At 72.1% G+C, this 25,171-nt stretch carries 24 protein-coding genes and 1 pseudogene; 22 read left to right on the forward strand and 3 right to left on the reverse strand.

The annotated features are described in order from the left end of the window. The first annotated feature begins 45 nt into the window (after positions 1-45). The 4 genes from K2224_RS11215 (at position 46) to K2224_RS11230 (ending at position 4,034) form a co-directional block, all read left to right on the forward strand. Positions 46-813, forward strand: a complete 768-nt coding sequence (locus K2224_RS11215) for an IclR family transcriptional regulator (protein WP_221906420.1) — start codon at positions 46-48, stop codon at positions 811-813. Between the two features lie 20 nt (positions 814-833). Then, positions 834-1,244: a RidA family protein gene (locus tag K2224_RS11220; RefSeq protein ID WP_221906421.1), complete on the forward strand. Its 411-nt coding sequence runs from the start codon at positions 834-836 to the stop codon at positions 1,242-1,244. 138 nt (positions 1,245-1,382) lie between these two features. Beyond that, entirely contained in the window at positions 1,383-2,942 is a 1,560-nt protein-coding gene (locus tag K2224_RS11225; protein WP_221906422.1) for a GntP family permease, read from the forward strand. A 210-nt stretch (positions 2,943-3,152) separates the two neighbouring features. Continuing rightward, on the forward strand, positions 3,153-4,034 hold the full coding sequence (locus tag K2224_RS11230) for a serine protease (RefSeq protein WP_221906423.1): 882 nt from the start codon (positions 3,153-3,155) through the stop codon (positions 4,032-4,034). Between the two features lie 110 nt (positions 4,035-4,144). Here the strand turns inward: K2224_RS11230 and K2224_RS11235 are convergent. Continuing rightward, a pseudogene (locus K2224_RS11235) lies at positions 4,145-5,358 on the reverse strand (RNA-guided endonuclease InsQ/TnpB family protein). Between the two features lie 230 nt (positions 5,359-5,588). On the opposite strand from K2224_RS11235, the gene K2224_RS11240 reads away from it, so the two are divergent. The 14 genes from K2224_RS11240 to K2224_RS11305 all read left to right on the forward strand — a co-directional run bounded on the left by K2224_RS11240 (position 5,589) and on the right by K2224_RS11305 (position 18,157). Further along, complete coding sequence (locus K2224_RS11240) at positions 5,589-7,064, forward strand: hypothetical protein (RefSeq protein ID WP_221906424.1); 1,476 nt, start codon at positions 5,589-5,591, stop codon at positions 7,062-7,064. A gap of 108 nt (positions 7,065-7,172) precedes the next feature. Then, positions 7,173-7,892, forward strand: a complete 720-nt coding sequence (gene cpaB, locus K2224_RS11245) for a Flp pilus assembly protein CpaB (protein ID WP_221906425.1) — start codon at positions 7,173-7,175, stop codon at positions 7,890-7,892. 13 nt (positions 7,893-7,905) lie between these two features. After that, a complete protein-coding gene (locus K2224_RS11250; RefSeq protein WP_221906426.1) occupies positions 7,906-9,351 on the forward strand; it encodes an AAA family ATPase in 1,446 nt (481 codons plus the stop codon). A 3-nt stretch (positions 9,352-9,354) separates the two neighbouring features. Next, on the forward strand, positions 9,355-9,795 hold the full coding sequence (locus K2224_RS11255) for a TadE/TadG family type IV pilus assembly protein (RefSeq protein WP_221906427.1): 441 nt from the start codon (positions 9,355-9,357) through the stop codon (positions 9,793-9,795). After that, positions 9,792-10,202 (forward strand): TadE/TadG family type IV pilus assembly protein, encoded by a 411-nt coding sequence (locus K2224_RS11260; RefSeq protein ID WP_221906428.1) that lies wholly within the window; start codon positions 9,792-9,794, stop codon positions 10,200-10,202. The genes K2224_RS11255 and K2224_RS11260 overlap by 4 nt, the downstream gene beginning before the upstream one ends. Next, complete coding sequence (locus tag K2224_RS11265) at positions 10,199-11,536, forward strand: CpaF family protein (RefSeq protein WP_221906429.1); 1,338 nt, start codon at positions 10,199-10,201, stop codon at positions 11,534-11,536. The genes K2224_RS11260 and K2224_RS11265 overlap by 4 nt, the downstream gene beginning before the upstream one ends. After that, entirely contained in the window at positions 11,536-12,483 is a 948-nt protein-coding gene (locus K2224_RS11270) for a type II secretion system F family protein (RefSeq protein WP_221906430.1), read from the forward strand. Before K2224_RS11265 ends, K2224_RS11270 begins: the two co-directional genes overlap by 1 nt. Positions 12,484-12,529: 46 nt before the next feature. Further along, complete coding sequence (locus tag K2224_RS11275) at positions 12,530-13,423, forward strand: DUF5936 domain-containing protein (protein ID WP_221906431.1); 894 nt, start codon at positions 12,530-12,532, stop codon at positions 13,421-13,423. Between the two features lie 487 nt (positions 13,424-13,910). Continuing rightward, complete coding sequence (locus K2224_RS11280) at positions 13,911-14,075, forward strand: Flp family type IVb pilin (protein ID WP_221906432.1); 165 nt, start codon at positions 13,911-13,913, stop codon at positions 14,073-14,075. Positions 14,076-14,092: 17 nt separating this feature from the next. Then, the gene (locus K2224_RS11285; RefSeq protein ID WP_221906433.1) at positions 14,093-14,779 is read left to right on the forward strand and encodes a pilus assembly protein TadG-related protein; all 687 of its coding nucleotides are present in this window, start codon (positions 14,093-14,095) and stop codon (positions 14,777-14,779) included. A gap of 101 nt (positions 14,780-14,880) precedes the next feature. Continuing rightward, complete coding sequence (locus tag K2224_RS11290; protein WP_221906434.1) at positions 14,881-15,465, forward strand: hypothetical protein; 585 nt, start codon at positions 14,881-14,883, stop codon at positions 15,463-15,465. Between the two features lie 9 nt (positions 15,466-15,474). Further along, positions 15,475-16,077 carry an OmpA family protein gene (locus K2224_RS11295; RefSeq protein WP_221906435.1) on the forward strand — a complete coding sequence of 201 codons (603 nt, stop codon included), beginning with the start codon at positions 15,475-15,477 and terminating at the stop codon, positions 16,075-16,077. A gap of 67 nt (positions 16,078-16,144) precedes the next feature. Then, positions 16,145-16,729, forward strand: a complete 585-nt coding sequence (locus tag K2224_RS11300) for a TetR/AcrR family transcriptional regulator (RefSeq protein ID WP_221906436.1) — start codon at positions 16,145-16,147, stop codon at positions 16,727-16,729. A gap of 201 nt (positions 16,730-16,930) precedes the next feature. Continuing rightward, positions 16,931-18,157 carry a Cmx/CmrA family chloramphenicol efflux MFS transporter gene (locus tag K2224_RS11305; protein ID WP_221906437.1) on the forward strand — a complete coding sequence of 409 codons (1,227 nt, stop codon included), beginning with the start codon at positions 16,931-16,933 and terminating at the stop codon, positions 18,155-18,157. A gap of 39 nt (positions 18,158-18,196) precedes the next feature. Here K2224_RS11305 and K2224_RS11310 read toward each other — a convergent pair whose 3' ends face one another. Next, complete coding sequence (locus K2224_RS11310; protein WP_221906438.1) at positions 18,197-18,577, reverse strand: DUF192 domain-containing protein; 381 nt, start codon at positions 18,575-18,577, stop codon at positions 18,197-18,199. Positions 18,578-18,618: 41 nt separating this feature from the next. On the opposite strand from K2224_RS11310, the gene K2224_RS11315 reads away from it, so the two are divergent. Further along, a complete protein-coding gene (locus K2224_RS11315; RefSeq protein WP_221906439.1) occupies positions 18,619-19,356 on the forward strand; it encodes a prepilin peptidase in 738 nt (245 codons plus the stop codon). A 762-nt stretch (positions 19,357-20,118) separates the two neighbouring features. Here the strand turns inward: K2224_RS11315 and mgrA are convergent. Continuing rightward, positions 20,119-21,153: an L-glyceraldehyde 3-phosphate reductase gene (gene mgrA, locus K2224_RS11320; protein WP_221906440.1), complete on the reverse strand. Its 1,035-nt coding sequence runs from the start codon at positions 21,151-21,153 to the stop codon at positions 20,119-20,121. A gap of 139 nt (positions 21,154-21,292) precedes the next feature. Between mgrA and K2224_RS11325 the strand changes: the two genes are divergently transcribed. The 3 genes from K2224_RS11325 (at position 21,293) to K2224_RS11335 (ending at position 25,171) form a co-directional block, all read left to right on the forward strand. After that, on the forward strand, positions 21,293-22,072 hold the full coding sequence (locus tag K2224_RS11325) for an isoprenyl transferase (protein WP_221909588.1): 780 nt from the start codon (positions 21,293-21,295) through the stop codon (positions 22,070-22,072). 659 nt (positions 22,073-22,731) lie between these two features. Further along, on the forward strand, positions 22,732-24,069 hold the full coding sequence (locus K2224_RS11330) for a PhoH family protein (RefSeq protein ID WP_221906441.1): 1,338 nt from the start codon (positions 22,732-22,734) through the stop codon (positions 24,067-24,069). A 406-nt stretch (positions 24,070-24,475) separates the two neighbouring features. Beyond that, positions 24,476-25,171 carry a transglycosylase SLT domain-containing protein gene (locus tag K2224_RS11335; protein ID WP_221906442.1) on the forward strand — a complete coding sequence of 232 codons (696 nt, stop codon included), beginning with the start codon at positions 24,476-24,478 and terminating at the stop codon, positions 25,169-25,171.

The following is a 25,171-nucleotide window of genomic DNA, read 5'->3' on the forward strand; positions in this document are numbered from 1 at the left end:
ACGCACCCCGGGCGAGGCCCCGGCCGGCGGAAGCGAGGCCCGCGCATGAGCCAGACCGTCGACCGCGCGCTGAGCATCCTGCCGCTGCTCGCCGAGGGCCCCGCCGACCTGGGACAGGTCGCCGACCGGCTCGGCGTGCACAAGTCCACCGCGCTGCGCCTGCTGCGCACCCTGCACGCCCACGGTCTCGTCCACCGCCAGCCCGACCAGCGCTACCGCCTCGGCGCCCGGCTCTTCGCCCTCGCCCAGCAGGCCGCCGAGCATCTCGACGTCCGCGAGATCGCCCACCCCCACCTCGTCGAACTCAACGAGAAGTGCGGCCACACCGTCCACCTCGCCGTCCACGAGGAGAACGAGGTCCTCTACATCGACAAGGTCGACAGCCGCTATCCGGTCCGGATGTACTCCCGGATCGGCAAACCGGTCGCGATCACCGTCGCCGCGGTCGCCAAACTCCTCCTGGCCGACCTGCCCGAGGCCGAGCGCCGGGCCCTCGCCGCCCGCCTCGACTACCCCCGCTACACGCCCCGTTCGACGCCCGACGCCGCGGCCTTCCTGGCCGAGCTGGCCAAGGTGCGCGAACAGGGCTGGGCCACCGACCTCGGTGGCCACGAGGAGTCCATCAACTGCATCGGCGCCCCCGTCCGGGGTGCGGACGGACGGGTCGCGGCCGCCATGTCGATCTCCGCCCCCAACGTCGTGGTCAGCGCCGAGGAACTCCTCACCCTGCTCCCGCTGGTGCGCCGCACCGCGGACGCCGTCAGCCGGGAGTACTCCGGCACCACCAGCCCCGGCAACGAGCCGGCCCCGTGAAGCACGTTCGAAGGACACACATGAGCGAGAAGACCGCCCTCACCCCGGCCACCCACACCACCCCGCCCGCGAAGTTCTCGCACGGCGTCCGGAAGGGCAACATCCTCCAGGTCGCCGGCCAGGTCGGCTTCCTGCCCGCCGTCGAGGGCCAGCCCCCGACGCCGGCCGGCCCGACGCTGCGCGAGCAGACCCTGCAGACCCTCGACAACGTCCGGGCGGTCCTCGAAGAGGGCGGCGCCACCTGGGACGACGCCATGATGATCCGCATCTACCTCACGGACGTGGACCACTTCGCCGAGATGAACGAGATCTACAACGCCTACTTCGAGGAGCAGGGACTCAAGCAGGCCCCGGCCGCCCGGACCACCGTCTACGTCGGCCTGCCCAAGGGCCTGCTCATCGAGATCGACGCGCTCGCCGTCCTGAGCTGAGGCACCAACCCCCTTGCACCGCCCGCCGTCGACGCACCACCGCGTGCACCGTCCGCCGCACGGCACGGCGCCCCGTACGACCGGGGCGCCGTGCCGCGGTCCCCCCTGCCCGGACACACCCCGACAACGGAGTCACCCATGGTCCTCGCCGCCGTGCCCCTCACCCAAGCTCTCAGGGAGCAGGGGGGACCCCCGTCACCGCACACGGGTGGACTGCCGGCCCTGATACCGGGCACGCCCGGCCTGTTGACCGTCGCCGCCCTCGGCATCGCCCTGCTGCTCTTCCTGATCATCAAGGTCCGGCTGCAGCCCTTCGTCGCCCTGCTCGGCGTCTCCATCGCGGTCGGCCTGGCCGCCGGCCTCTCCGTCACCGAACTCTTCGGCACGGTCCAGCTGCATCCTTCGGCGCACTCCGCGCGGGCCGACGCGGTCTCCCTGATCGAGAGCGGGATGGGCGGCGTCCTCGGCCATGTCGCGATCATCATCGGCCTGGGCACCATGCTCGGCGCGATCCTCGAAGTCTCCGGCGGCGCCGAGGTGTTGAGCGCCCGTCTGCTGGCCCTCTTCGGCGAGCGGCGCGCCCCGCTGGCGATGGGCCTGACCGGCCTGCTCTTCGGCATCCCGGTCTTCTTCGACGTCGGCATCTTCGTGCTGGCGCCGCTCGTCTACGCCGCGGCCAGGAAGAGCGGCAGGTCGATCGTGCGGTACGCCATGCCGCTGCTGGCCGGGCTGTCCATGACGCACGCCTTCCTGCCGCCGCACCCCGGGCCGGTGGCCGCGGCCGGCCTGTTCAAGGTCGACCTGGGCTGGGTCATCCTCATGGGCGTGCTGTGCGGGGTGCCCGCGGTGCTGGCGGCCTGGGGGTACGCGGCCTGGATCGGCGGGCGGGTGTTCGTGCCGGTCCCGCAGGACATGGCCGAGGCCGCCGAGGAGGCCCGGGCCGCGGTCGCCGCCGAGCGCGCCGCGGGCGGGGGCGGCCCGCGGGAGAAGCCGGTCGCGCCGGGCACCGTGCTCGCCATCATCGGCACCCCGCTGGTGCTGATCCTGCTGGCGACCTTCTCCTCCATAGCCCTGGCACCTCCCCCGAGCTCTCCGACAGGCTCCGAGCAGGGGGGACCCCCATCCGGCCGCTCGGTCGTCGAGTTCCTCGGCCACCCCTTCGTCGCCCTGACGATCGCGCTGCTGCTGGCGTACTACCTGCTGGGGGTGCGGCGCGGCTGGTCCCGCAGGTCCCTGGAGGCGGTCTCCACCGCGTCCCTGAAGCCGGTCGGCAACATCCTGCTGGTCGTCGGCGCGGGCGGGATCTTCGGCGCGGTCCTCAAGGGCAGCGGGGTGGCCACCGCGCTGTCGGACACCTTCCACCACGTCGGCCTGCCGGTGATCGTGCTGGCCTACCTGCTGTCGCTGGTGCTGCGGGTGGCCCAGGGCTCGGCGACGGTGGCGATCGTGACCACCGCCGGGATCGTGCTTCCGCTGGTCGAGGCGCAGGGCCTCTCCCAGGCGCAGCTGGCGCTGGTCATCATGGCGATCTCGGCCGGCTCGATCTTCGCCTCGCACGTCAACGACGGGGGGTTCTGGATGGTCGGCAAGTACTTCGGGATCTCCGAACGCGACACGCTGAAGACCTGGACGGTCCTGGAGTCGGTCCTCTCGCTCGCCGGCTTCGCGGTGGCGGCGCTGCTGAGCCTGATCGTCTAGGGCGCTTCTGGCGGAGATCCGTCAGAAGCGCCTTAGGCCCTGTCCGAGGGCATCGCGGTGCGTCGACCGGTGAAGGTGTCAACTCGTCACCGATTTCCGGAAATTCATTGCCGCGGGGCCGGGACCGGCGAACAATGCGCATGACAAAACCGAAGTGGCGCGGAACTGACACCGCGCCACTTCGCACACAGAGCTGAGAGGATCCCCCACATGTATCGACCTCTCGTCGGCACCCTGGCCACCGCCGTACTGGGCGCCGCGGCGCTGGTGACGGCCGCCGCCCCCGCGGGCGCCGCCCCGGCCGGTGCCGCCGCGCACCACAAGCCGAAGCCCCCGCGGACGCAGGCCGTCGACTTCGCGGGCACGGTGGCGCTGGACGACTGCTCCGGTTCCATCGTCAAGATGCCCACCTCGCAGCCCGACGACCCGGCGCTGGTGTTGACCAACGGCCACTGTCTGGAGAGCGGGATGCCCTCCCCGGGCGAGGTCATAGTCGACCAGCCCTCCAGCCGCAGCTTCACCGTCCTGGACAAGTCGGCCGGCGACCTGGGCACGCTGACGGCCACCAAGGTCGCCTACTCGACGATGACCGACACCGACGTGACGTTCTACGAGACCGGCTCCACCTACGCCCAGATCCAGCAGAAGTACGGGATCAAGCCGCTGGAGCTGTCCACGGACCACCCCACCAAGGGTGCCGGTATCACCGTCGTCTCCGGCTACTGGAAGAAGACCTACACCTGCAACATCGACGGGTTCGTGCCCACCCTCAAGGAGGGCGACTGGACCTGGAAGGACTCGGTCCGCTACACCCCCGAGTGCAAGACGATCGGCGGCACCTCCGGATCGCCGGTGATCGACAACGGCACCGGCAAGGTCACGGCGATAAACAACACGGGCAACGAGAACGGTGAGCGCTGCACCGTCAACAACCCGTGCGAGGTGGACGCGAACGGCAACGTCACCGTCCACAAGGGCACCAACTACGCCGAGGAGACCTACACCATCCCCAAGTGCTTCGGCACCGGCAACAAGCTCGACCTGAACGCCGGGGGCTGCACCCTGCCCAAGCCGGCGGCCACCCGCAGGTGACTCAGCCCGCACGGACGGGATGAACGGTCCCGCGCACCGTGTGCGCGGGACCGGACTGGCCCGGGACGTATCTCTCTGGTCGGCCTCTCCCCTCGTGGCTGAGGGGATCCTCACGGCTCACGCTGTGAGGTCTTCTGCTTCGTCGCCGACTGCCCGCCCGGAGATCTCCGTCGGGGTCTTACACCGGCTCCACAGACAGACACCGCCAGCCCGGCGGCCAGAAGAATCCTCGCCGCGTTCACGTCCCGGTCGTGGGTCGTGCCGCAGTTGTCGCACGCCCAGGTGCGGACGTGCGGAGGCATCCCCGCTGCGAGGGCGCCGCAGTGGGAGCACAGTTTGGATGACGGGAACCACCGGTCCACGGTGACCACCTCGCGCCCGTACCAGGCGGCCTTGTATTCCAGCATGGAGCGCAGCGTGCTCCAGCTCGCTCCGAGATGGCCCGGGCGAGCCTGCTGTTCTTCATCATGTTTCGAACGGCCAGATTCTCGATCACGATCGTTTGGTTCTCACGAACGAGCCGAGTGGTCAGCTTGTGCAGCATGTCCCGCCTGCGATCGGCGATCCGCGCATGAATGCGGGCGACCCTCTGTCGGGCCTTGGCCCGGTTGGCGCCGTCACCCTTGGCCTTGCTGGACAGGTCCCTCTGAGCCTTGGCGAGTCGGGCGCGATCACGCCGTTCACGCCGCGGATTGGTGACCTTCTCGCCTGTCGAGAGGGTCACCAGATGGTTCAATCCCGCGTCGATCCCGACCTTCGCATCCATGGCCGGGAGCGGCTTGACGGACGGGTCTTCGCACAGCAGGGAAACGAACCACCGTCCCGCGCTGTCCTGCGAGACGGTGACCGTGGACGGCTTTGCCTCCTTCGGGAGCGGCCGGGACCACACGATGTTCAACGGATCGGCCATCTTCGCCGGCGTGAGCTTGCCGTCTCGGAAGCGGAACCCTGATGTGGTGTACTCCGCCGATCTCCGCGACTTCTTCCTGGACTTGAAGCGCGGGTACTTGGCCCGCTTGGCGAAGAAGTTCGTAAACGCCGTCTGTAGGTGCCGCAATGACTGCTGGAGCGGAACCGATGACACATCGTTGAGGAATGCAAGCTCCTCGCTCTTCTTCCACGCCGTCAACATCGCCGAGGTGGCGTTGTAGTTGACCCGCTCATGCCGCAGCGCCCACGCCTCCGTGCGGGCGGCGAGTGCCATGTTGTAGACCTTCCGCACGCATCCGAATGTGCGCGACAGCTCCGCTGCCTGTGCTTCAGTCGGGCAGAAGCGGTAGAAGCGGTACTTGAACGCCCGCTTCACACGCGTGGTCACGCTCACAAATTAGCACGCCAACTTGTAAGGATCCAGGGGATGTTGAGCGTGCTCGACGGCGGCTCGCGCTCCCTTGCCCTGCACCGCAGGCGTCCGCTTCTTCCCGGGCTCAAGCCGGGGGTATCCGCAGGGGAATCCCGATAGATAAAGTGCAGAACGTATGGCGCCGATGGCGCAGAGCTGTGCCGATCCGCGGTCCCGGGTGCCCCGGAGGCCGGAAGGAGTGGGGGAGCGACGTGCCGACCGCGATTGCAGTCACCAGCCCGGACCTCGCGCTGCCCGCCCCCGAGTTGTCGACCTGGGGCGAGCGGGGCGGTGCACCCGCCGACCGGCGGACCCCCGCCGCGGTCGTCCTCCGGGCCCCGCGGCACCAGCCGCTGGACGACGCGCTGACGGAGACCAGCGCGGTCCTCGAACACCACGGCCACCTCGTCGTCCTGTACTCCGCCGCCTGCCCGCCGGAGCACGTCCGCCGGCTGCACACCCTGCGCGCCGTCCTGGAGAGCGACCGGATCGCCATCCTGCCCAGCGCCCTGCCGCCGCTCGGCGTCGCCGTACTCGCCCGCCAGCTGCGGCAGTTGTCGGTGTGCGGCTTCAGCCCCGGAGTGCTGGCGTGCGCGGCCCGGCTGCTGGCGCACTACGTCCACGCCGGGGCACTGCTCGGCAGCGTCAGCGGGCTGGACCGGGTCGAGGTGGACCTGCGCTCCCACATGAAGTCCTGGCTCCCCGGCGCGCACTTCGCGGTCCTGGCGACCCCGCAGCCGCAACTGCTCCACCTCGACCGCAACAGCACCCACGCCGGACTCCGCCCGCCCGGCTTCGTCACCCGACTCGACGTGGCCCGCGGGCAGTTGACCGCGGACTGGGTGACCTCCGCGCTCGCCCCGGCCTGGCAGGTGCAGGGTGTCCACGAGGCGCGGCTGCCCACCGAGTCCGCCCGCTGGTGGGGCACCCAGAAGCTGATCGAGTTCGCCGCCGCCATCCCCGATCCGGCGCTGCTCAGCCGTCTGGTGGCGTCCGTCCGGCGGGAGGAGTGCGGCTGGTGCGGCCAGGAGGTCATCGGCGACCGCTGCGCGTTCTGCGCGGCGCCGCTGGCCCGGGACCGGGCGGGCGGCGGCTCCGGGGGGCGGGCCCCCGCCGCCATAGCCGGGGCGCCGGCCGCGGTCGCGGCGCCGGCGCCCGCCCCCGCCGCGGGCCCGTCCGCGGCCCCCGCGCCCGACCCGTCCGGCGGCTCGCCGCTGCGGCGGCGCGGTCTGTCACCCGTGGCGCCCACCGGCGTGCCCGGGGTGGTCGGCATGGCGGGAACGCCGGGGCCGCCGGGGCCCCCGCCGGTCACCGGCCCGCCCGAGGCCGCCGGGGAACCCCTCGTCACCGGCGCACCCTCCGTCCCGGGGACGCCCTCCGTCCCTGGAGCGCCGTGCGGCGCGGGCGTTCAGCGCGGTGACGGTGCCCCGTACGGCACCGGTGTTCCCGGCACCGCGGGCGTCCCGGGCATCACCGGTCTCCGTGGCGGCGTCCTGGGTGCCCCTGGTTTCCCCGGTGTCCGCGGCGGGCCCGGTCCGCTCGACGTCCGCGGACCGGGCGCCCTGGCCGGCGCGGCCCCGCAGCCGGCCGGACCGCAGGTCTGCCCGCCCGGCCACCCGGACCAACCGGTCCACCCCGACCTGCGCACCCTCCCCGGCGGCGCGCGGACGGTGGCCCACGTGCGCTGACCCCCGAGCCCGTGCCGCGCCCCGTGCCCGGCCGCGGTTTCCCCCGCGTCCGGCCGCCGCCTGCCCCGACCGCCCCGCCCCCCCCGTCCCGATCGAGGTCCCCCGCCCATGAACTCACGCCAGCGCCGCGGAGTGATCCTGCTGCTCCTGTCCGTCCTGTGTGCGGTCGGCGCCTTCGTCGGCGTGCTGTCGGTGATCAGGAACGTCGAGTCCAAGATCGGGCAGGAGCGGACCGCCTACCGGCTCAGGACGGATGTCGCGGCCTATAAACCGCTGGATCCGGGGCAGTTCGAAGAGGTGAGGATTCCGCAGCGGTGGCTGCCGCCCACCGCCGTGACCGACCTGGACAAGGTCAGCGGCAAGATCGCGGTGACCCCGCTCAAGAAGGGGTCGCTCCTCCAGGACGACATGGTCGTCGACCGGCCGGCGCTCAAGCCCGGCCAACAGGAGATCGCGATCATGATCGACGCCGCCACCGGCGTGGCCGGCAAGATCAACCCCGGCTCCCGGGTCAACATCTTCGCCACCTTCGACGGCCGCCGCCCCGAGGACAAGCCGGTCTCCAAGGTCATCGTCGCCGGCGCCCAGGTCATCGACGTCGGCAAGCTGACGCCCCTGGAGGCCAAGGACCCCGGCAGCCCCGCCGCCACCAGCCGCCAGCCCGGCCAGGCCGTCCCGATCACCTTCGCGCTGGACACCGAGGACGCCCAACGCGTCGCCTACGCCGAGTCGTTCGCCTCCCATGTGCGGCTCGCCCTGCTCGCCCCCGGCACCGAGGCCACCATCCCGCCCGGCGAGCGCACCTACACCCTCGACGGCGACAAGTGACCCGGAGGCCCAGGTGACCATCCGCATCCTCCCGGCAGTCGGCGACCCGGACGCCGCCCGGGCCGTCGCCGCACTCCTCGACCGACTCCCGGACGCCGAGCCGGCGCCCGCCGCCGCCGACAGCACCGCGCTGCTCAGCGCCCTGGCCGGGGCCGCCGGACCGGCCGCCCAGCCGTCGCCGGCCCCCGCCGGGGCCCCGCCCGGCGGACCGGCCGCCGCCGTCCAGGCGCTCCCCGAGGTCGTCCTCGTCCACGAGCGGATCGGCCCGCTCCCCGCGCTGGAGCTGATCCGCGAGGTGGCGCTCCGCTTCCCCGCCGTCGGCGTCGTCCTGATCACCGCCGACGCCGGCCCGGCGCTGTACTCCGCCGCGATGGACGCCGGCGCCCGCGGCATCGTCGGACTGCCCCTGGGCTACGACGAACTGGCCGCCCGGGTGCAGGCCGCGGCCCAGTGGGCGACGGGGGTGCGCGTCCACCTGGGGGGCAACCCGGACGCGCTTCCCGCGCCGACCGGCACCCTCGTCACCGTCACCGGCGCCAAGGGCGGCGTCGGCACCACCGTCACCGCCGTCCACCTCGCGCTCGCCGCGCGGGCCGCGGGCGCCCGGGTCGCGCTGGTCGACCTCGACCTCCAGTCCGGCGACATCGGCTCCTATCTGGACGTCCAGTTCCGCCGCTCGGTCGTGGACCTCGCCGGGATCCAGGACATCTCCGCCCGGGTCCTCCAGGACGCCGTCCACGCCCACCACACCGGACTCGGCCTGCTGCTCGCCCCCGAGGAGGGCGAGCGCGGCGAGGAGGTCGACGACCGGGCGGCCCGCCAGATCGTCACCGCCCTGCGCTCCCGCTACGACGTGGTGGTCGCCGACTGCGGCTCCCAGATGCAGTCCGCCAACGCCGCCGCCGTCGAACTCGCCGACGTGGCCCTGCTGGTGACCACCCCGGACGTGGTCTGCGTCCGCGCCGCCAAACGCCAGGTACGGCTGTGGGACCGGCTGCGGATCCGCAAGGCCGAGGACACCACCACCGTCGTCAACCGCCTCACCCGGCACACCGAGATCCAGCCGGCGCTGGTCGCCAAGGCCACCGGCACCCGGGTCGCCCGCACCCCGGTCCCGGCCGCCTTCAAGGAACTCCAGCCCTGCGTCGACGCGGGCCGGATGCAGGACCTCGACGCCCGCTCGACGGTCCGCACGGCCCTGTGGGAGCTCGCCGGCGAACTGGGTCTGGCCGGCCCGTCCGCCGCCGCCCGGACGGGCCGCGGCGGCCACCGCAACCGCCCCATGCTCACCGGGCGCAAGCGCAAGGCCCTCACCACCGGGGCGGCGCCCGCACCCGGGACGGGACAGGGGCCGGGGGCCGCACCGGGGACGGGGACGTTCGGCGCCCGGCACGGCACGCCGACGGGCCCCGGCGCCCCCGGGACGTTCGATCCGGCCGGTCCCTACGAGGAGGGCTGAGCGATGCGGCGTCCCGCAGGGCCCGGCCCGGCGCCGGGCGGCCGCCCCCGCCCCTGCTTCCGCGACCGCGTCCGTGACCGCGACCGGGGTCAGGTCTCGGTCGAGTTCCTCGGCCTGCTCCCGCTGATCCTCGTAGTCCTCGCCCTGCTCTGGCAGTTCGTGCTGGTCGGCTACACCTATGCGCTCGCCGCGCACGCCGCCGACCGGGGCGCGCGGGCCGCCGGTGCCACCGAGGGCGGCGGGGCAGGCGCCTGCCGCGCCGCCGCCGAGCACCAGCTCCCGCACGCCTGGCAGGGCGGCTCCAGCACGTCCTGCAGCATCGCACCGGGCCTGTGGAAGGCGACGGTCCAGATCAAGGTCCCGGTGCTCTTCCCCGGCGCCGGCGCCTTTCCGTGGACGGTCACCGGCACCGCAGGCGCCGCCAAGGAGGCAGCGGCCCGATGACCCGCCGAACGCCCGCCCGCCCCCGGACCCGCCGGCGCCCCCGCGACCGCGGCTCCGCCTCCCTGGAGTTCCTCGGCATCCTCCCGGTCCTGCTGCTCGTCGCCCTCGCCGCCGTCCAACTGGGCCTGGCCGCCTACGCCGTCCAACAGGCCGGCACCGCCGCCCGCGCCGCCGCCCGCACCGCCGCGATGGACCCCACCGACCAGGAGACCGACCCGCAGACCGCCGGCCGGGCCGCGATCAGCGACTGGGTCGCCCGCCGCGCCTCGATCAGCGTCGGCGGCTCCGGCGACGCGGTCAGCGCCACCGCCACCGTGCCGATCCCCTCGATCCTCCCCGGCGCCGACTTCGGCTCCGCGCGCCGCAGCGCCACCATGCCCCGCCCCGAAGGAGCCCCGTCGCGATGAGTCTGAAAGCCCGGATCGTCGCACCCGAACCGGCCGGCGAGGACCACCAGGACGGCCACCTGGTCGCCGTCTACCGCGCCAAGCTGCTGGAGGAGATCGACCTCGCCGAGATGTCCTCGCTGTCCGCCGCCGAGCGCCGCTCCCGGCTGGAACGCGTCCTGGGCCACATCATCAGCCGCGAGGGCCCGGTCCTCTCCACCGCCGAACGCGCCCAGCTGATCCGCCGGGTGGTCGACGAGGCGCTCGGCCTCGGCGTCCTCGAACCCCTCCTGGAGGACGCCTCGGTCACCGAGATCATGGTCAACGGCCCCGACCAGGTCTACGTCGAACGGCACGGCCGGGTCGAGCCGGTCCCCGTCCGCTTCGCCTCCCACGAGCAGCTCATGCAGACCATCGAGCGGATCGTCTCCACCGTCAACCGCCGCGTCGACGAGTCCCATCCGATGGTCGACGCCCGCCTGCCCACCGGCGAGCGGGTCAACGTCATCATCCCGCCGCTGGCCCTCAACGGCGCCACCCTCACCATCCGCCGCTTCCCGCGCGCCTACACCCTCGCCGAACTCATCGGCGTCGGCACGCTCGACGAGCAGATGCTGATGCTGTTGGCGGGCCTGGTGCGCGCCAGGTTCAACGTGGTGGTCTCCGGCGCCACCGGAGCCGGCAAGACCACCCTGCTCAACGCCCTCTCCGGGCTGATCCCGGACGGTGAGCGGATCATCACGGTCGAGGACGCCGCCGAACTCCAGCTCCAGCAGAGCCACGTCATCCGGCTGGAGTCCCGCCCGCCCAACGTCGAGGGCAAGGGCCGGATCACCATCCGCGACCTGGTCCGCAACTCCCTGCGCATGCGCCCCGACCGCATCATCGTCGGCGAGGTCCGCGGCGGCGAGACCCTCGACATGCTGCAGGCGATGTCCACCGGCCACGACGGCTCGCTCGCCACCGTCCACGCCAACAGCGCCGAGGACGCCCTGATGCGGCTCCAGACCCTCGCCTCCATGTCGGACGTCGCCATCCCCTTCGAGGCGCTGCGCGACCAGATCAACAGCGCCGTCGACTGCCTCGTCCAGCTCACCCGGCACGCCGACGGCTCCCGCCGGATCAGCGAGATCGCCCTCCTGGACTCCCGCGGCCACGAGGACTACCGGATCGTGACGGTCTGCCGCTTCGAGGCCGCGCCGATGGGCGCCGACCGCGTGGTGCACGGCGCCTTCCACTACTTCCCGCTGCCCCGCCGGGTCGCCGAACGCCTCTTCATGGCCGGCGAGTCCGCCCCGCCCGCCTTCGGCGTGGCGGCCACCGACGACCAACTCGCCACCCGGAAGGCCACCTGATGACCGGTGGGAACGCCCTCGCCCTGCTCGCCCTCGGCGCCACCGCGCTGTGCGGCGTCCTCGCCGTCGCCGGAGTCCGCGTCCACGCCTCCGGGCGCGCCCAGCGGCAGGCCATCGTCGACCGGCTCGACGACGAGCGCGGACTGCCGGCGACCGGCCGGCGCCGCCGCTTCCCGTCCGTCGACCGCACCCTGCGCGGCACCCGCTTCGGCCGTCGGCTGGCACTCCGCCTGGCCGCCACCGGACTGGACGTCACCCCCGGCGAGTTCTTCGTCGCCATGCTCGCCACGGTGATCGGGCTGTGGGCGGCCGCCCAGGCCGTCCTCGCCCCGTTCTTCGGGCCGATCGCCGCGCTGATCGCGGTCTGGGCGGCGTTCGCCTTCCTCAACTGGCAGCGGCAGAAGCGGATCGAGAAGTTCATCAACCAGCTCCCCGAACTCTCCCGGATCCTCGCCAACGCCACCCAGGCCGGCCTGGCGCTGCGCACCGCCCTGGCGATGGCCGCCGAGGAGCTGGAGGCCCCGGCCGGCGAGGAGCTGGCGAAGGTCGCCGGGAAACTCGCCGTCGGCCACTCCGTCGACGACGCCCTCGGCGAGCTGGCCGAACGCCTCCCCTCCCGCGAACTGGTCGTGCTGGTCACCACCTTGGTCCTCGCCAACCGCGCCGGCGGCACCGTCGTCGGCGCGCTGCGCAACCTCACCAAGACCCTGGAGGAGCGCAAGGAGACCCGCCGCGAGGTCCGCACCCAGCTCTCCCAGGTCGTGGTCACCGCCTACGTCGTCCCGGTGCTCGGCATCGGCACCCTGCTGCTGATGAACCGCATCGCCCCGGGCGCCATCGACCGGATGACCTCGTCCGTCCTGGGCCAACTCGCCGTCGTGGTGGCCTTCGTCCTCTACGGGCTCGGCTTCTTCCTCATCCGCCGGCTCTCCAAGATCGACGTCTAGGACGTCGACCGCCGTAACGAAGCCGGAAGAAGGAGAAGACGGACTGATGGCACTCGCAATCGTGCTGGCCCTCGCCCTCGCCCTGTCGGTCGTCGGCATCTGCTGCGGGATCGCGCTCTACCGCCGCGAGGCCCGGCTGCCCCCCGACCTCGCGCTGTCCCTGGAGGTCGGCGCGACCCGCGCCACCGCCGTCGGCTCGGCCGTGGACCGCACCGGTATGCGCTACGCCCCCCTGGTCCTGCGGTTGATGGGCGAGAAGCGGGTGGCGCGGGTCCGCCGCCGGATCGACCTGGCGGGCAACCCCGGCGGCCTCACCGTCGACCGCTACGCCGCCCGCCGCGCGGTCTACGGCGCCCTGGGCTTCTTCGGCGCGCTGGTGATGTTCCTCAAGGGCCAGCCCGTACTGGGCGTCCTGATGGTGCTGTTCGGACTCTTCTGGACCGAGGTGGGCATCTGGGCGGCCATCCGGCAGCGGAAGGACACCATCGAGCGCACGCTTCCGGACTTTCTCGATGTGCTCGCCGTCGTGGTGAGCGCCGGGCTCGGCTTCCGCCAGGCGCTGGACCGGGTCGCCGAGAAGTACGAGGGCCCCTGGGCCGACGAACTCCGCATCACCCTGCGCCAGATGGACATGGGCGTCAGCCGCCGCGCCGCCTTCGAGGAGCTGCGGCGACGCAACGACTCCGAGCAGGTCGCGCAGTTCGTCACCGCCCTCCAGCAGGGCGAGGAACTGGGCGCACCGATCGTCGAGACGCTGATCCAGATCGCCGACGACATGCGCCGCACCGACGCCCAGAACGCCCGCCGGCGGGCCGCCCGCGCGGTTCCCAAGGCCACCATGGTGGTCACCACGTTCATGGTTCCGGCCACGATGATCCTGCTCATCGCCGGTTTCTTCCTGGGCTCCGGCACCGACTTCGGCTCCCTGATGGGGAGATGAGCCCGACACCGCGCCCCACAGCCCCGCGCAGCGGCAACGCACCGCAGGCGCAAACAGCAACCCCCACGGCGGGAAGGCCGACAACCTGGGATGCCCTTGCGGATGCACATCGCCCCGGCCGGATGAGCGCGGTCCGTGGCGCGCGTTCCCGTCAACACCTTCGCAAGCGCAACGAGTTGTGCCACAGTGGTGGCGCCGGCCGGCCGTGGCGCACCGCGGTGCGCCGGCGACCGGACCGCATGGGCAGGGACGCAGACGGCAAGCCGGGGGATGCCGGAGGGGGCGGGGGTGACTGAGGTGGCGCGCGGTGGCCGAAACGTGACGCCCGTTTCCTCGTTGGTGGTTTCGGACGAGGGGGAGGTTCGGAACCTCTGTTCCGGGAACGCCGTTCCGGCGTACTTTTCTCGTGTCATGAGCGCGGACGAGCGCACCACGGGGACACACCGGCCGGACCAGAGCGGGACGGCTGCCCATGGAGGGGAAGACGATGGCGAAGCGGTTCACGCGGGACGACCGGGGACAGACCTCGATCGAGTACCTCGGCATCATCGCGGTGGTCGTGGCGATCGTCCTGGTCCTGTCGACCACGGACTTCGGCAGCCAGATCGCCAACGCCATCGCCAACAAGATCTCCGACGTCGTCGGCATCTGACGCCCACCACTCCGCCCGTGCCGGCCACCACCGCCACGCGCCGCCCCCGACGCGACGCCGGACAGACCCTGCCGATCTACCTCGTCGCGATCGGGGGCCTGCTCTTCCTCGCGCTCGCCTTCTTCGCCGTCGGCCAGGCGGCGGCCACCCGCAACGGCGCCCAGACCGCCGCGGACGCGGCCGCGCTGGCCGCCGGCCAGAAGTACCGCGACGACCTGCGCAAGGGCGTCCTCGCCGGACTCCGCGCCGCTCCCGGCGCCGGCGACCCGACGGCCTGGAGCGACCTCCTCGCCGGCCGCGGCGTCCCCTCCGGCGCCGCCTGCGCGAACGCCGACTGGTACGCCGGACGCAACGACGCCGCGGTCTCCTCCTGCACCCCGGACTCCTGGCCGACGTCGTTCGCCGTCACCGTGAAGTCCCGGAGCACGGTGGGCGATTCGGTGATCCCCGGCACCGCCGGCACCCACGCCTCGGCCGCGGCGAAGGCCGTCGTCACCCCCCGCTGCACCGTCGCCCCGCCCGGTGGCGGCCCCTCGGCCGCACCCACGCCCACCCCCACCCCCACCGGGCCGGCCGGCGGCAAGGACACCGGGCCCGCCCCCCGCACGCTCGTCTGCGACGGCAAGGGCTGGACGCTCGACCCCGACCGCCCCCAGGACCTCCCCACGGCCGCCGACCTGTTCTCCGTACGCCTGGTCCGGTGACCGCCGCCCCACCCCGACCCCTTCAACCCCCACCCCACCGGGCCCCGCCGCCCCATGGCCCCCACCGACCTCCCGACCGCACTCAGCGAAGGAACGCATCCATGAGCATTCGGTGCACCACGAAGGCCGCCAGGGGAGCGGTTGCCACGGCGAGCGCGATCGGCCTGGCCCTCCTCGTGGCCGGCTGCGGTGGGGGCGACGGCGGCACCGCGCAGAAACCGGCCGACCGGAAGCCGGCCTCCCACAGCGCCACCCCTGACGGCGGCGACGGCTCGCCCGCGGCCGACGCCGACAAGGTCATCGGCGAGATGAAGGGCGCGGACGGCGTCGTGGTCACCCTGAGCTCCGCGGTCCGCGACGCCGGCGGCTTCGTCACCGTCGAGGGCACCGTCGCCAACCACGGCACCCGCGCCTTCAACGCCATCGACTGGCGCTCCAGTGAGACCGAGCTGAAGTCGCGCTCGTCCATCTCCGGCGCCACCCTGGTCGACAAGGCGGGCAAGAAGCGCTACCTCGTCCTCCGCGACACCCACGGCGAGTGCCTGTGCACGACGGGCCTGAGCGGACTGCTCCCGGGCCAGAGCCGCCCGATCTTCGCGCAGTTCCCGGCCCCGCCCGCCAAGGTCACCGAGGTCGACTTCCTGCTGCCGACCCTGCCGCCGGCCACCATCAAGATCAGCGATTGAGCCGCCGCGATGACCGCCTCCCGTACGGCCGTCACGGCCGCCGCCGCCCTCCTGCTGGCCGTCGCCCTGACGGCCCCCGCCGCCCACGCCGACCCGCCGGACATCACCGAGGACACCACCGCGCCGGTCCGCATCGACCCCACCAACCCCAACCTGCGGATGGTCCAGGGCGCCACCCTCGCCCCGCCCAAGGTCCTCAACATCAAGTCCGTGGTGGAGACCGACGACGGCTCCGAGAGCCGCCAGGACACCAACGACAACATCACCTTCTCGCTCCAGGCCGAGGTCCTCTTCGGCAAGGACAGCGCCGAGCTGTCGACGGACTCGCTGGCCCGGATCAGCGCCATCGCCGACGAGGTCAGAAAGCAGCACGCCACCCAGCTGCGGGTGTTCGGCTTCACCGACAACCTCGGCACCGTCGCGCACGGCCTGGTCCTCTCCAAGCAGCGGGCCAACGCCGTCCAGCGCGAACTCGCCGTCGACCTCGGCTCCTCCGTCACCTTCCAGATCCGCGGCTACGGCGAGCAGTACCCGGTCGCCGACAACAGCACCGAGGCCGGCCGCCGGAAGAACCGCCGTGTGGAGGTCAGCTTCCCGCGCAACGGCGGCTGAGGAACGGGCCGCCGCCCACCGGCGCAAATATTGGACCACTCGATCCAATAAATGTTACGTTCCTCCCATGGCCCGACCCAGGAAGTTCGACGAGGGGCGGGCGGTCGACGCCGCGATGGAGGCGTTCTGGGCCGCCGGCTATGAAGCGACGTCCACCCAGGACCTGTGCGACGCCACGGGTCTCGGGCGCAGCAGCATCTACAACACCTTCAAGAGCAAGCACGACCTCTTCGAACGGGCCCTGGCCCGCTACATGGAGTGCAAGAACGGCGAACTCGCCGAACTCCTCGAAAGCGACACCCTCACCCCTCGCCAGAAGCTCCGCGCCGTCCTCCAGCGCATCATCGACGAGGAGTTCACCCGCCACCTCGACGGCCGCGGCTGCCTGGTCGTCAACACCGCCATCGAGGTCTCGGCCCACGACGCCCCCGTGGCCGCCACCCTGGAGCGGGACTACGGCCTCCGCCTGGAGATGATCCGCGCCGTGATCGAGTCCGGTCAGCGCGACGGCGACATCGCCCCCGACAAGGACTCCCGCACCCTCGCCCACCTCCTCATCGCCTCCGTCGGCGGCATCCGCGTCTCGGCCCGCGCCGGCGTCGACCGTGCCGCCCTGGAAGGCGTCGCCGACGCCGCCCTGACGGCCTTCTGATCCCACCCGCCCAAGCTCGACGGGGCGGCCCCGGCCCCTCCCGCAACCCACCCGGGCCGCACCATGCCCCAATTTTGAACCGACCCATCCAAAACCAAACCAACCGACGCCCGCCACTCCAGCCGTCTCCCCATCACCGGCAAATCCGCCCCATCAACCCAATCCGCCAAATCCACTGAACCCACCGTTGGGAATCCACCCATGCCCCTCGCCGTCCATCTCCTCGGCCTGGCGATCTTCGCCCAGGGGACCTCCGAGTTCATGCTCTCCGGCCTCCTCCCCAACATCGCCACCGACCTCGGCGTCCCCCTCTCCGGCGCCGGCCTGCTGATCTCCGCGTTCGCCGTCGGCATGGTCGTCGGCGCCCCCGTGCTCGCCGTCGCCACCCTCCGCGTCCCGCGCCGCACCGCGCTCATCGCCTTCCAACTGGCCTTCACCGCGGGCCATGTGGTCGGCGCGCTGGCCCCCGGCTACGGCGTGCTCCTCGCGACCCGCGTCGTCAGCGCCGTCGCCTACGCCGGTTTCTGGTCGGTGGCCGCCGCGACCGCGGTGTCCCTGGTGCCGCAGGAAGCGAAGGGCAGGGCGATGTCCGTGGTCGCCATGGGGCTCACCCTCGCCACCGTCGTGGGCGTGCCCGCCGGAACGGTCCTCAGTCAGCACGCCGGCTGGCGTACCGCCTTCTGGGCCGTCGCCGCCCTCACCGTCCTCAGTGCCCTCTCCCTGCGTACCGCCCTCCCCGCCCACCCCATCACCGCCGACGGCCACCAACTGCCCGAACTCCGGCGCGAGTTGAACGGACTGGCCCGCCCCCGGCTCTGGCTCTCCTACCTCATCACCACCCTGACCTTCGGGGCCGGCGTGGTCACCTTCAGCTATCTCGCCCCGCTCCTGACCGAGGTGACCGGACTCCCCGCCGCCTGGGTTCCCGCCGTCCTCGCCCTCTACGGCATCGGCGGCCTGATCGGCATCACCGTCGGCGGCCGACTGGCCGACTCCGCCCCGCTGCGCACCCTCGCCGCCGGCGCCGCCCTGCTCACCCTGGCCTCCGCCGCACTGGCCCGCACCGCCGACGACCTTCCGGTCACCCTCGTCCTGGTACCCGTCCTCGGCTTCACCGCCTACCTCGTCAACCCCGTCGTCCAGTCCCGGGTCTTCCGCCTCGCCCCCGACGCCCCCACCCTCGTCCCCGCGGTGAACACCTCGGCCTTCAACGTCGGGATCACCCTCACCCCGATCCTCGGCGGGCTGACCATCGACGCCGGCCTCGGCCTGCCCTCCGTCGCCTGGGTCGGCGCCGCCACCGGCCTCCTCGGCCTCGCCGCCACGGCCTGGGCCGCCACCCTCGAACGCCGCAACCGCCCCGCCCCACCCCCGCTCACCGCCACACCCCGAACCCCCGTCGGCACGGCCGGCGCCACCAAATCCTGACCCCGACACCCCATGCCCGAGGGGCGATCCGAGGGACGATCAGCCCCACCAGCTCACTCGCCCGCCCTCGTCCCCGGTCCGCACCCGCACCCGCACCCCGCGGCGCATCCCCCACCCGGCCATCGCCCCGGCCTCCGCCTCCAGCACGTGCCGGGCCCGCAGCCGCGGTCGCCCCAACCGCCCGGGCCGCAGGGTGCACACGTCCACCACCACCAAGTCCCGGTTCAGATAGGCCACATCGATCGCGAACCGCATCCCGAACGTGTGCACCCCGCTCGCCGGAGCCAGCAGCAGCGCCCCGGCGATCCCGTCCCGCCGCAGCAACCCCCGCGTCCGAGCCCGGTACGACGCCGCGATCTCCACCGGAACCCGCGTCCCGGCAATCTCCAGGACGCCCCGCCCATCCACCCAACTCCCCATGCCCGCCGTTCTATCAACCACCGCGCTCTAGGGTCGAGCCCGTGTCCGTCACCCTGATCGCCCTCGCCGCCGCCTACGGAGCCGCCACCGGACTCCTCCTGCCGCGACCCGCGCACCGCCTCTCCGTGGAACCGGACGAGAACTGGCGCGCACACTGCCCGGCCGGCCATCCGCTCACCGGCGCGGCCCGGGGCTGGCTGGGTCCCGCCCACTGCCCGGACTGCCGGGCGCCCTACGGGCCGGCCGCACCGCCGACCGCGGTGGCCACCGCCCTCGCCTGCGCGGCCCTCGCGGCGACCGCCGGACCCCGCCCGGAGCTCGCCGCCTGGCTGCTGATGGCCCCCCTCGCCGTCCTCCTGACGCTCGTCGACCGACGGGTGCAGCGCCTCCCCGACGTCCTGACCCTGCCACTGGCCGGGACCGCGGCCGCCGCGCTCGGCGCCGTCGGTTGGCTCACCGGCGCCACCGGCAGCTGGCTGCGCGCCCTCCTCGGCGGCCTCGCCCTGGCCGCCTGCTACCTGCTCCTGCACCTCCTCAACCCCACGGGCCTGGGCCTCGGCGACGTCAAGCTGGCGCTCGGCCTGGGCGTCGCCCTTGGGTGGTACGGCTGGCCCACCCTGATCACCGGCGGCGCGGCCGGCCTGCTGATCGGCGCCCTCTACGCGGCGCTCCTCCTGCTCAGCCGCCGCACCGACCGCAAGGCGACCCTGCCCCTGGGCCCATTCATGATCATCGGGGCCTTCTGCGCCCTGCTGACGGGCGCTGTCGCGCCCGGTTGATCCGTCCTGAGCCACGCCGTCGGGTCCGCGGTGCACAAAGCACCCCTTCCGCGGGGTTATGGTGGAAGCCCCCCCTCGGGCCGGTCCGTATCCCCCCCACGGACCGGCCCGCTTTTCATTGCATTCGGCTTGCCTCCCACGTAGCTGACTTTCCCGCCGTGCGGGTTCCTGTTTTTTGCGCCTGGCGGCGCTTGCCCGTTGCGCCTAGCGGCGCGTTTCCGGCCCGCTTCGCGGGCATTCGATTGCCGCTGCGCGGGGCTGTTCGGCCGCGGTGCCGGGCCTCCGGGGCAGGGGTGTGCCGGACTGCTTCGCTTTACGTCCGGCACACCCCTGCCCCTCCGACCCGTCCCCTCCCGTTGGAGGGTGGATTTCAACCCGGTTGGGGCTGCACACCCGGTGGGCCCCTGCGGGCGCGGGGTCCGGAGTGATGGACGACCGGCGATTGACGGGTGCCCGTCAATCAATGAACGACCCGCACAGCACCCCTCGCACCAGCCCCCACCGACCGTCTTTCCCACCCCTCAACGGGAGGGGACGGGCCGGAGGGGGTGGTGTGTCGGACGTAAAGCGCAGCAGTCCGACACACCACCCCCGCAGGCCCGGCACCGCGGCCGAACAGCCCCGCGCAGCGGCAATCGAATGCCCGCGAAGCGGGCCGGAAACGCGCTGCCAAGCGCAACAGGCAAGCGCCGCCAGGCGCAAAAAAACAGGAACCCGCACGGCGGGAAAGCCGACTACGTGGGAAGCAAGCCAAGCGCCAGCTTAACGGCGGGCCCAGATGTTGACGCCCTCCGTCGTCTCGGCGAACTTGTCGATCTCGGCGAGTTCCCCGTCGGTGATCGCGGGCGCTTCGAGGGCCGCGACGTTCGTCTCCAGCTGGGCCACGCTGCTGGCGCCGATCAGGGCGGAGGTCATCCGGGGATCCCGCAGGACCCAGTTCAGCGCGAGCTGGGCCAGCGACTGGCCGCGGCCGGCCGCGATCTCGTTCAGGCCGCGGAGGCGGCGGACGACCTCGTCGGTGAGGAGGTTCGGGTCCAGGGACTTGCCCTGCGCGGCCCGCGAGCCCTCGGGGACGCCGTCGAGGTACTTGTCAGTGAGCATGCCCTGGGCCAGCGGGGCGAACGCGATGCACCCCATGCCCGCGTCGGCGACCGTGTCCAGCAGGCCGTCGTCCTCGATCCAGCGGTTGATCATCGAGTACGAGGGCTGGTGGATCAGCGGGCGCACCCCCATCTCGCGCAGGATGCGGACCGCCTCGCGGGTCTGCTCCGTGTTGTACGAGGAGACCCCGACGTACAGGGCCTTGCCCTGCTGGACGGCGGACGCCAGGGCGCCCATCGTCTCCTCCAGCGGGGTGTCCGGATCGAAGCGGTGCGAGTAGAAGATATCGACGTAATCGACGCCCATCCGCTTCAGCGAGGCATCCAGCGACGAGAGCAGATATTTCCGGGAGCCCCATTCGCCGTAAGGGCCGGGGTGCATCAGATATCCGGCTTTTGTCGAGAGAATCAGCTCGTCGCGGTAGCCGCGGAAGTCCTGGGCGAAGATCTTTCCGAAGTTCAGCTCGGCGGACCCGGGTGGCGGACCGTAGTTGTTGGCCAGGTCGAAGTGGGTGATGCCCAGGTCGAAGGCGCGACGCAGAATGGCCCGCTGGGAGCTGAGGGTGCGGTCGTCCCCGAAGTTGTGCCAGAGTCCGAGGGAGACAGCGGGGAGTTTGAGGCCGCTGCGGCCGGTACGCCGGTACTCCATGGAGGCATAGCGTGAATCCGCTGCGCGGTAGTCAGAGCCAGTGGTCATGGTCCTCTCCCTATCACGGACTTGTGACATACCTGATTGGGCTGTTGAGACAGCCGAGAAGTAAAGTTGCCCCCTTAGGCGACGGGGCGATGGCCATCGGCACGGAGGGGCTGGACCACACATGCTGCGATCTTCCGGGATGCGCATCCCGTATCCGCCTGCACTGCGCGATCTTGTCTACCGGCTGTACGCCCGCCGGGTGGAGGGCCGCCTGGACCACGCCCAGGTGCCCAAACACATCGGCGTCATCCTGGACGGCAACCGTCGCTGGGCGCGGGCCGACGGACTGTCGACGGAGCAGGGCCACCAGGCGGGTGCGGCCAAGATCGGCGAGCTGCTGGGGTGGTGCGCGGAGACCGACGTCGAGGTCGTCACGCTCTGGCTGCTCTCGACGGACAACCTCGACCGGCCGGCGGCCGAGCTGACCCCGCTGCTGGGGATCATCGAGAACACCGTGCGCAATCTGGCCGCGGACGGCCGCTGGCGGGTGCACCACGTCGGCAACCGCGATCTGCTGCCCGACGCGACCCAGCGGGTGCTCAAGAAGGCCGAGCAGGACACCCTCGACAACCAGGGCATCCTGGTGAACGTCGCGGTCGCCTACGGCGGCCGCCAGGAGATCGCGGACGCGGTGCGCTCGCTGCTGCTGGAGCACGCCGAGCGCGGTACGAGCTTCGAGGAGCTGGCCGAGATCGTCGACATCGACCTGATCTCGGAGCACCTCTACACCCGGGGTCAGCCGGACCCGGACCTGGTGATCCGCACCAGTGGCGAGCAGCGGCTGTCCGGCTTCATGCTCTGGCAGAGCGCGCACTCCGAGTACTACTTCTGCGAGGTCTTCTGGCCGGCGTTCCGGAAGATCGACTTCCTGCGGGCGCTGCGCGACTACGCGGCCCGGCACCGCCGCTACGGCAACTGAAGACCGGTCCGCACCCGCACCGGAGAACACGCCCGGGGCCCGTCGTACGCCCTTCGCCTTCCGCCTGCTTTCCGTTCTCCGTACGGGACCGATCTCCGGGGCGGCGGGTGTCGGACACCTGCTAGGCCGGGTTCCGGCCACTTCGTGCGGTGTGATCCGGCCATCTTCGGGGGCGGGAGAGCGTGGCGGGGCGTCGGCCGGGCACCGGCGGCGCCCCGGGGACGCAGGCTCCCGGGCCGTGCGTCCCGCGCCCTGACGGTGCCTCTCCTGACGCCCCCTCCGGCGCCTCTCCGCCGGGGGTGCTTCCGGCTGCCGGGTCCCCGTCCGGTGGCTGCTTCGCCCGTCTTTCCGCCGGTCAGCGGGCATCTGTAACCAAAGGTTCATCGAGCGTGTGTCATATGCCGTGGCATGGGTGCGGGGGTTGAAGGGAATATCCCTGGCAGGTCGGTGCCCAGAAATACAAGCCATCGGGCGCCGGATCTCAGCGGGCGGCATGGGGCCGTCCGCCCGGGAGGCCCTTTGCGCATCACGGACGATCGTGCGTATTGCACGGACGACGCGGAGGGCCGGCGTTCGGCCCGCGCAGCGTGGCCAGAACCCGGCCCTGTCCCCGGCGACGTCGTCGCACCCCGACCTCATCCGAGGGGGTTCGTCCACCCGTGGTGAACAGCAAGAAGCGCCGTGAGAGCGACCGGCGCACCTATGTACTCGACACCAGCGTCCTGTTGGCGGATCCGGCCGCCATGTCCCGCTTCGACGAACACGAGGTGGTGCTGCCGGTCGTCGTGGTCACGGAGTTGGAGGCCAAGCGCCACCATCCCGAGCTCGGGTACTTCGCGCGGCAGGCACTCCGCCGGCTGGACGAGTACCGGGTGCAGTACGGGCGGCTGGACGCGCCCATCCCCATCGGGGAACTCGGCGGGACGCTCCGGGTCGAGCTCAACCACTCCGACCCGGGACTGCTGCCCGCCGCCTTCCTCAACGGTCACAGCCGGCTGGGCGACAACGACTCGCGGATCCTCGCGGTCGCCCGCAACCTCCAGGCCGAGGGGTTCGACGTCACCGTCGTCTCCAAGGACCTGCCGATGCGCATCAAGGCGTCCTCGGTGGGTCTGCTGGCCGAGGAGTACCGCGCCGAGCTGGCCATCACCGACTCCGGCTGGACCGGCATGGCCGAACTCGCCCTCTCCGCGGAGCAGGTGGACGACCTCTTCGCCGCCGAGACCGCCCACGTCCCGGGTGCGGACGAACTCCCGGTGCACACCGGGCTGGTGCTGCAGTCCGAGCGCGGCAAGGCCCTGGGCCGGGTCACCCCGGAGGGCGCGGTCCGGCTGGTGCGCGGCGACCGGGAGGCGTTCGGCATCCACGGCCGCAGCGCCGAGCAGCGGATCGCACTGGACCTGCTGCTCGACCCGGAGGTCGGCATCGTCTCGATGGGCGGCCGGGCCGGCACCGGCAAGTCGGCGCTGGCGCTGTGCGCCGGTCTGGAGGCGGTGCTGGAGCGCCGGCAGCACAGCAAGGTGATGGTGTTCCGCCCGCTGTACGCGGTCGGCGGGCAGGAGCTGGGCTATCTGCCGGGCACCGAGGCGGAGAAGATGAGCCCCTGGGCGCAGGCGGTCTTCGACACGCTGTCCGCGGTGACCACCAAGGACGTCATCGAGGAGGTGGTCTCCCGCGGGATGTTGGAGGTGCTGCCGCTGACCCACATCCGCGGCCGCTCGCTGCACGACGCGTTCGTCATCGTGGACGAGGCCCAGTCGTTGGAACGGAACGTCCTGTTGACCGTTCTGTCCCGGATCGGGGCCAATTCCCGGGTCGTGCTCACCCATGACGTCGCCCAGCGGGACAACCTCAGGGTCGGTCGGTACGACGGAGTGGTCGCCGTCGTGGAGAAACTGAAGGGGCATCCGCTCTTCGCGCACGTCACGCTCAACCGTTCGGAGCGCTCGCCGATCGCCGCGCTGGTGACCGAAATGCTGGAGGACGGCAGGATCTGACCCGTTGTGAAACGGTGCGCCGCCCGGAGAAGCGTAGGAGCTTAGCCGGGCGGCGCTCGTGTGCGCTTGGATATCCGGAAATCCCGCGGGGCAAACTGGGTGTGAGCTTTCACACCCGATGGGGAATTGCCTCCCGGTAGCCCGTTCGGGCAGAGTCTGGGTCCTGTCAGGCCCCGCATACGGCCCAGACCCACCCCCCGGGGTGTATGGACGACCCGAACTTCATAGCGAGTTGCCGTATGCCGCCCGAGCACCACGCGGACCCCGAGGGTACGCACCGGGCCAGTGCCTCCCGTGACCAGTCGGCGCCACCGCTCAACAGGCGCCGGAACAAGGGGAGGCCAGCGCCAGGGGCACGATTGCGTCCGCGAGGTCACCTAAGCGGGCGATGCTGGAAGGAAATCGTGTGAGCCGGATCTCGGTCCGGGGATTCGCAGTGGCCTCCGCCACCGCGGTCACCACCGTCGGCGCCGTCGTCGGCGTCGCATCGGGCAGCCAGGCAGCCGTCGGCAACACCGAGGCAACGGCCGCCGACGCGACGATCGCCGACATCCCCGCGGGCCAGCAGGCCCAGGTGCAGACGGCATCGCTGACGCAGCAGGCAGACTCGGCGTCCACCCAGGCGGACGCGGCGGCACTGAAGTCCGCGCAGGAGTCGGCCCGCAAGGCGGCCGCGGAGACCGCGCAGAACAAGAAGGACCAGGCCGACAAGGACAAGGCGGAGAAGCAGGCCAAGGAGCGCGAGAAGGCGCTGGCCGCCTCCCGCTCGGCCGTGCGCGACGCCAGCGACTTCGTCGCGAAGGCTTCGTACAGCATTGCCGAGACCCAGGCGATGGCGCGGCAGATGATCGCCTCCGACCAGTTCCAGTGCTTCAGCAACATCGTGGAGCGCGAGTCCGGTTGGAACTACCAGGCGACCAACTCCTCGTCCGGTGCCTACGGCCTCGTCCAGGCGCTGCCCGGCTCCAAGATGTCCTCCGCCGGTTCCGACTGGCAGACCAACCCGGCCACCCAGATCAAGTGGGGCCTGAACTACATGAACAGCCGGTACGGCAGCCCCTGCGGTGCCTGGTCGTTCTGGCAGGCCAACAGCTGGTACTAG

Source organism: Streptomyces sp. BHT-5-2, assembly GCF_019774615.1.
In the GTDB taxonomy this organism is placed as follows: domain Bacteria; phylum Actinomycetota; class Actinomycetes; order Streptomycetales; family Streptomycetaceae; genus Streptomyces.

What these genes read in the sequence shown, in the direction of transcription:
- K2224_RS11215 (WP_221906420.1), top strand. Translation starts at nt 46, where the DNA reads ATGAGCCAGACCGTCGACCGCGCGCTGAGCATCCTGCCGCTGCTCGCC.
- K2224_RS11220 (WP_221906421.1), top strand. Translation starts at nt 834, where the DNA reads ATGAGCGAGAAGACCGCCCTCACCCCGGCCACCCACACCACCCCGCCC.
- K2224_RS11225 (WP_221906422.1), top strand. Translation starts at nt 1,383, where the DNA reads ATGGTCCTCGCCGCCGTGCCCCTCACCCAAGCTCTCAGGGAGCAGGGG.
- K2224_RS11230 (WP_221906423.1), top strand. Translation starts at nt 3,153, where the DNA reads ATGTATCGACCTCTCGTCGGCACCCTGGCCACCGCCGTACTGGGCGCC.
- cpaB (WP_221906425.1), top strand. Translation starts at nt 7,173, where the DNA reads ATGAACTCACGCCAGCGCCGCGGAGTGATCCTGCTGCTCCTGTCCGTC.
- K2224_RS11255 (WP_221906427.1), top strand. Translation starts at nt 9,355, where the DNA reads ATGCGGCGTCCCGCAGGGCCCGGCCCGGCGCCGGGCGGCCGCCCCCGC.
- K2224_RS11260 (WP_221906428.1), top strand. Translation starts at nt 9,792, where the DNA reads ATGACCCGCCGAACGCCCGCCCGCCCCCGGACCCGCCGGCGCCCCCGC.
- K2224_RS11265 (WP_221906429.1), top strand. Translation starts at nt 10,199, where the DNA reads ATGAGTCTGAAAGCCCGGATCGTCGCACCCGAACCGGCCGGCGAGGAC.
- K2224_RS11270 (WP_221906430.1), top strand. Translation starts at nt 11,536, where the DNA reads ATGACCGGTGGGAACGCCCTCGCCCTGCTCGCCCTCGGCGCCACCGCG.
- K2224_RS11275 (WP_221906431.1), top strand. Translation starts at nt 12,530, where the DNA reads ATGGCACTCGCAATCGTGCTGGCCCTCGCCCTCGCCCTGTCGGTCGTC.
- K2224_RS11280 (WP_221906432.1), top strand. Translation starts at nt 13,911, where the DNA reads ATGGCGAAGCGGTTCACGCGGGACGACCGGGGACAGACCTCGATCGAG.
- K2224_RS11290 (WP_221906434.1), top strand. Translation starts at nt 14,881, where the DNA reads ATGAGCATTCGGTGCACCACGAAGGCCGCCAGGGGAGCGGTTGCCACG.
- K2224_RS11295 (WP_221906435.1), top strand. Translation starts at nt 15,475, where the DNA reads ATGACCGCCTCCCGTACGGCCGTCACGGCCGCCGCCGCCCTCCTGCTG.
- K2224_RS11300 (WP_221906436.1), top strand. Translation starts at nt 16,145, where the DNA reads ATGGCCCGACCCAGGAAGTTCGACGAGGGGCGGGCGGTCGACGCCGCG.
- K2224_RS11305 (WP_221906437.1), top strand. Translation starts at nt 16,931, where the DNA reads ATGCCCCTCGCCGTCCATCTCCTCGGCCTGGCGATCTTCGCCCAGGGG.
- K2224_RS11310 (WP_221906438.1), bottom strand. Translation starts at nt 18,577, where the DNA reads ATGGGGAGTTGGGTGGATGGGCGGGGCGTCCTGGAGATTGCCGGGACG.
- mgrA (WP_221906440.1), bottom strand. Translation starts at nt 21,153, where the DNA reads ATGACCACTGGCTCTGACTACCGCGCAGCGGATTCACGCTATGCCTCC.
- K2224_RS11325 (WP_221909588.1), top strand. Translation starts at nt 21,293, where the DNA reads ATGCGCATCCCGTATCCGCCTGCACTGCGCGATCTTGTCTACCGGCTG.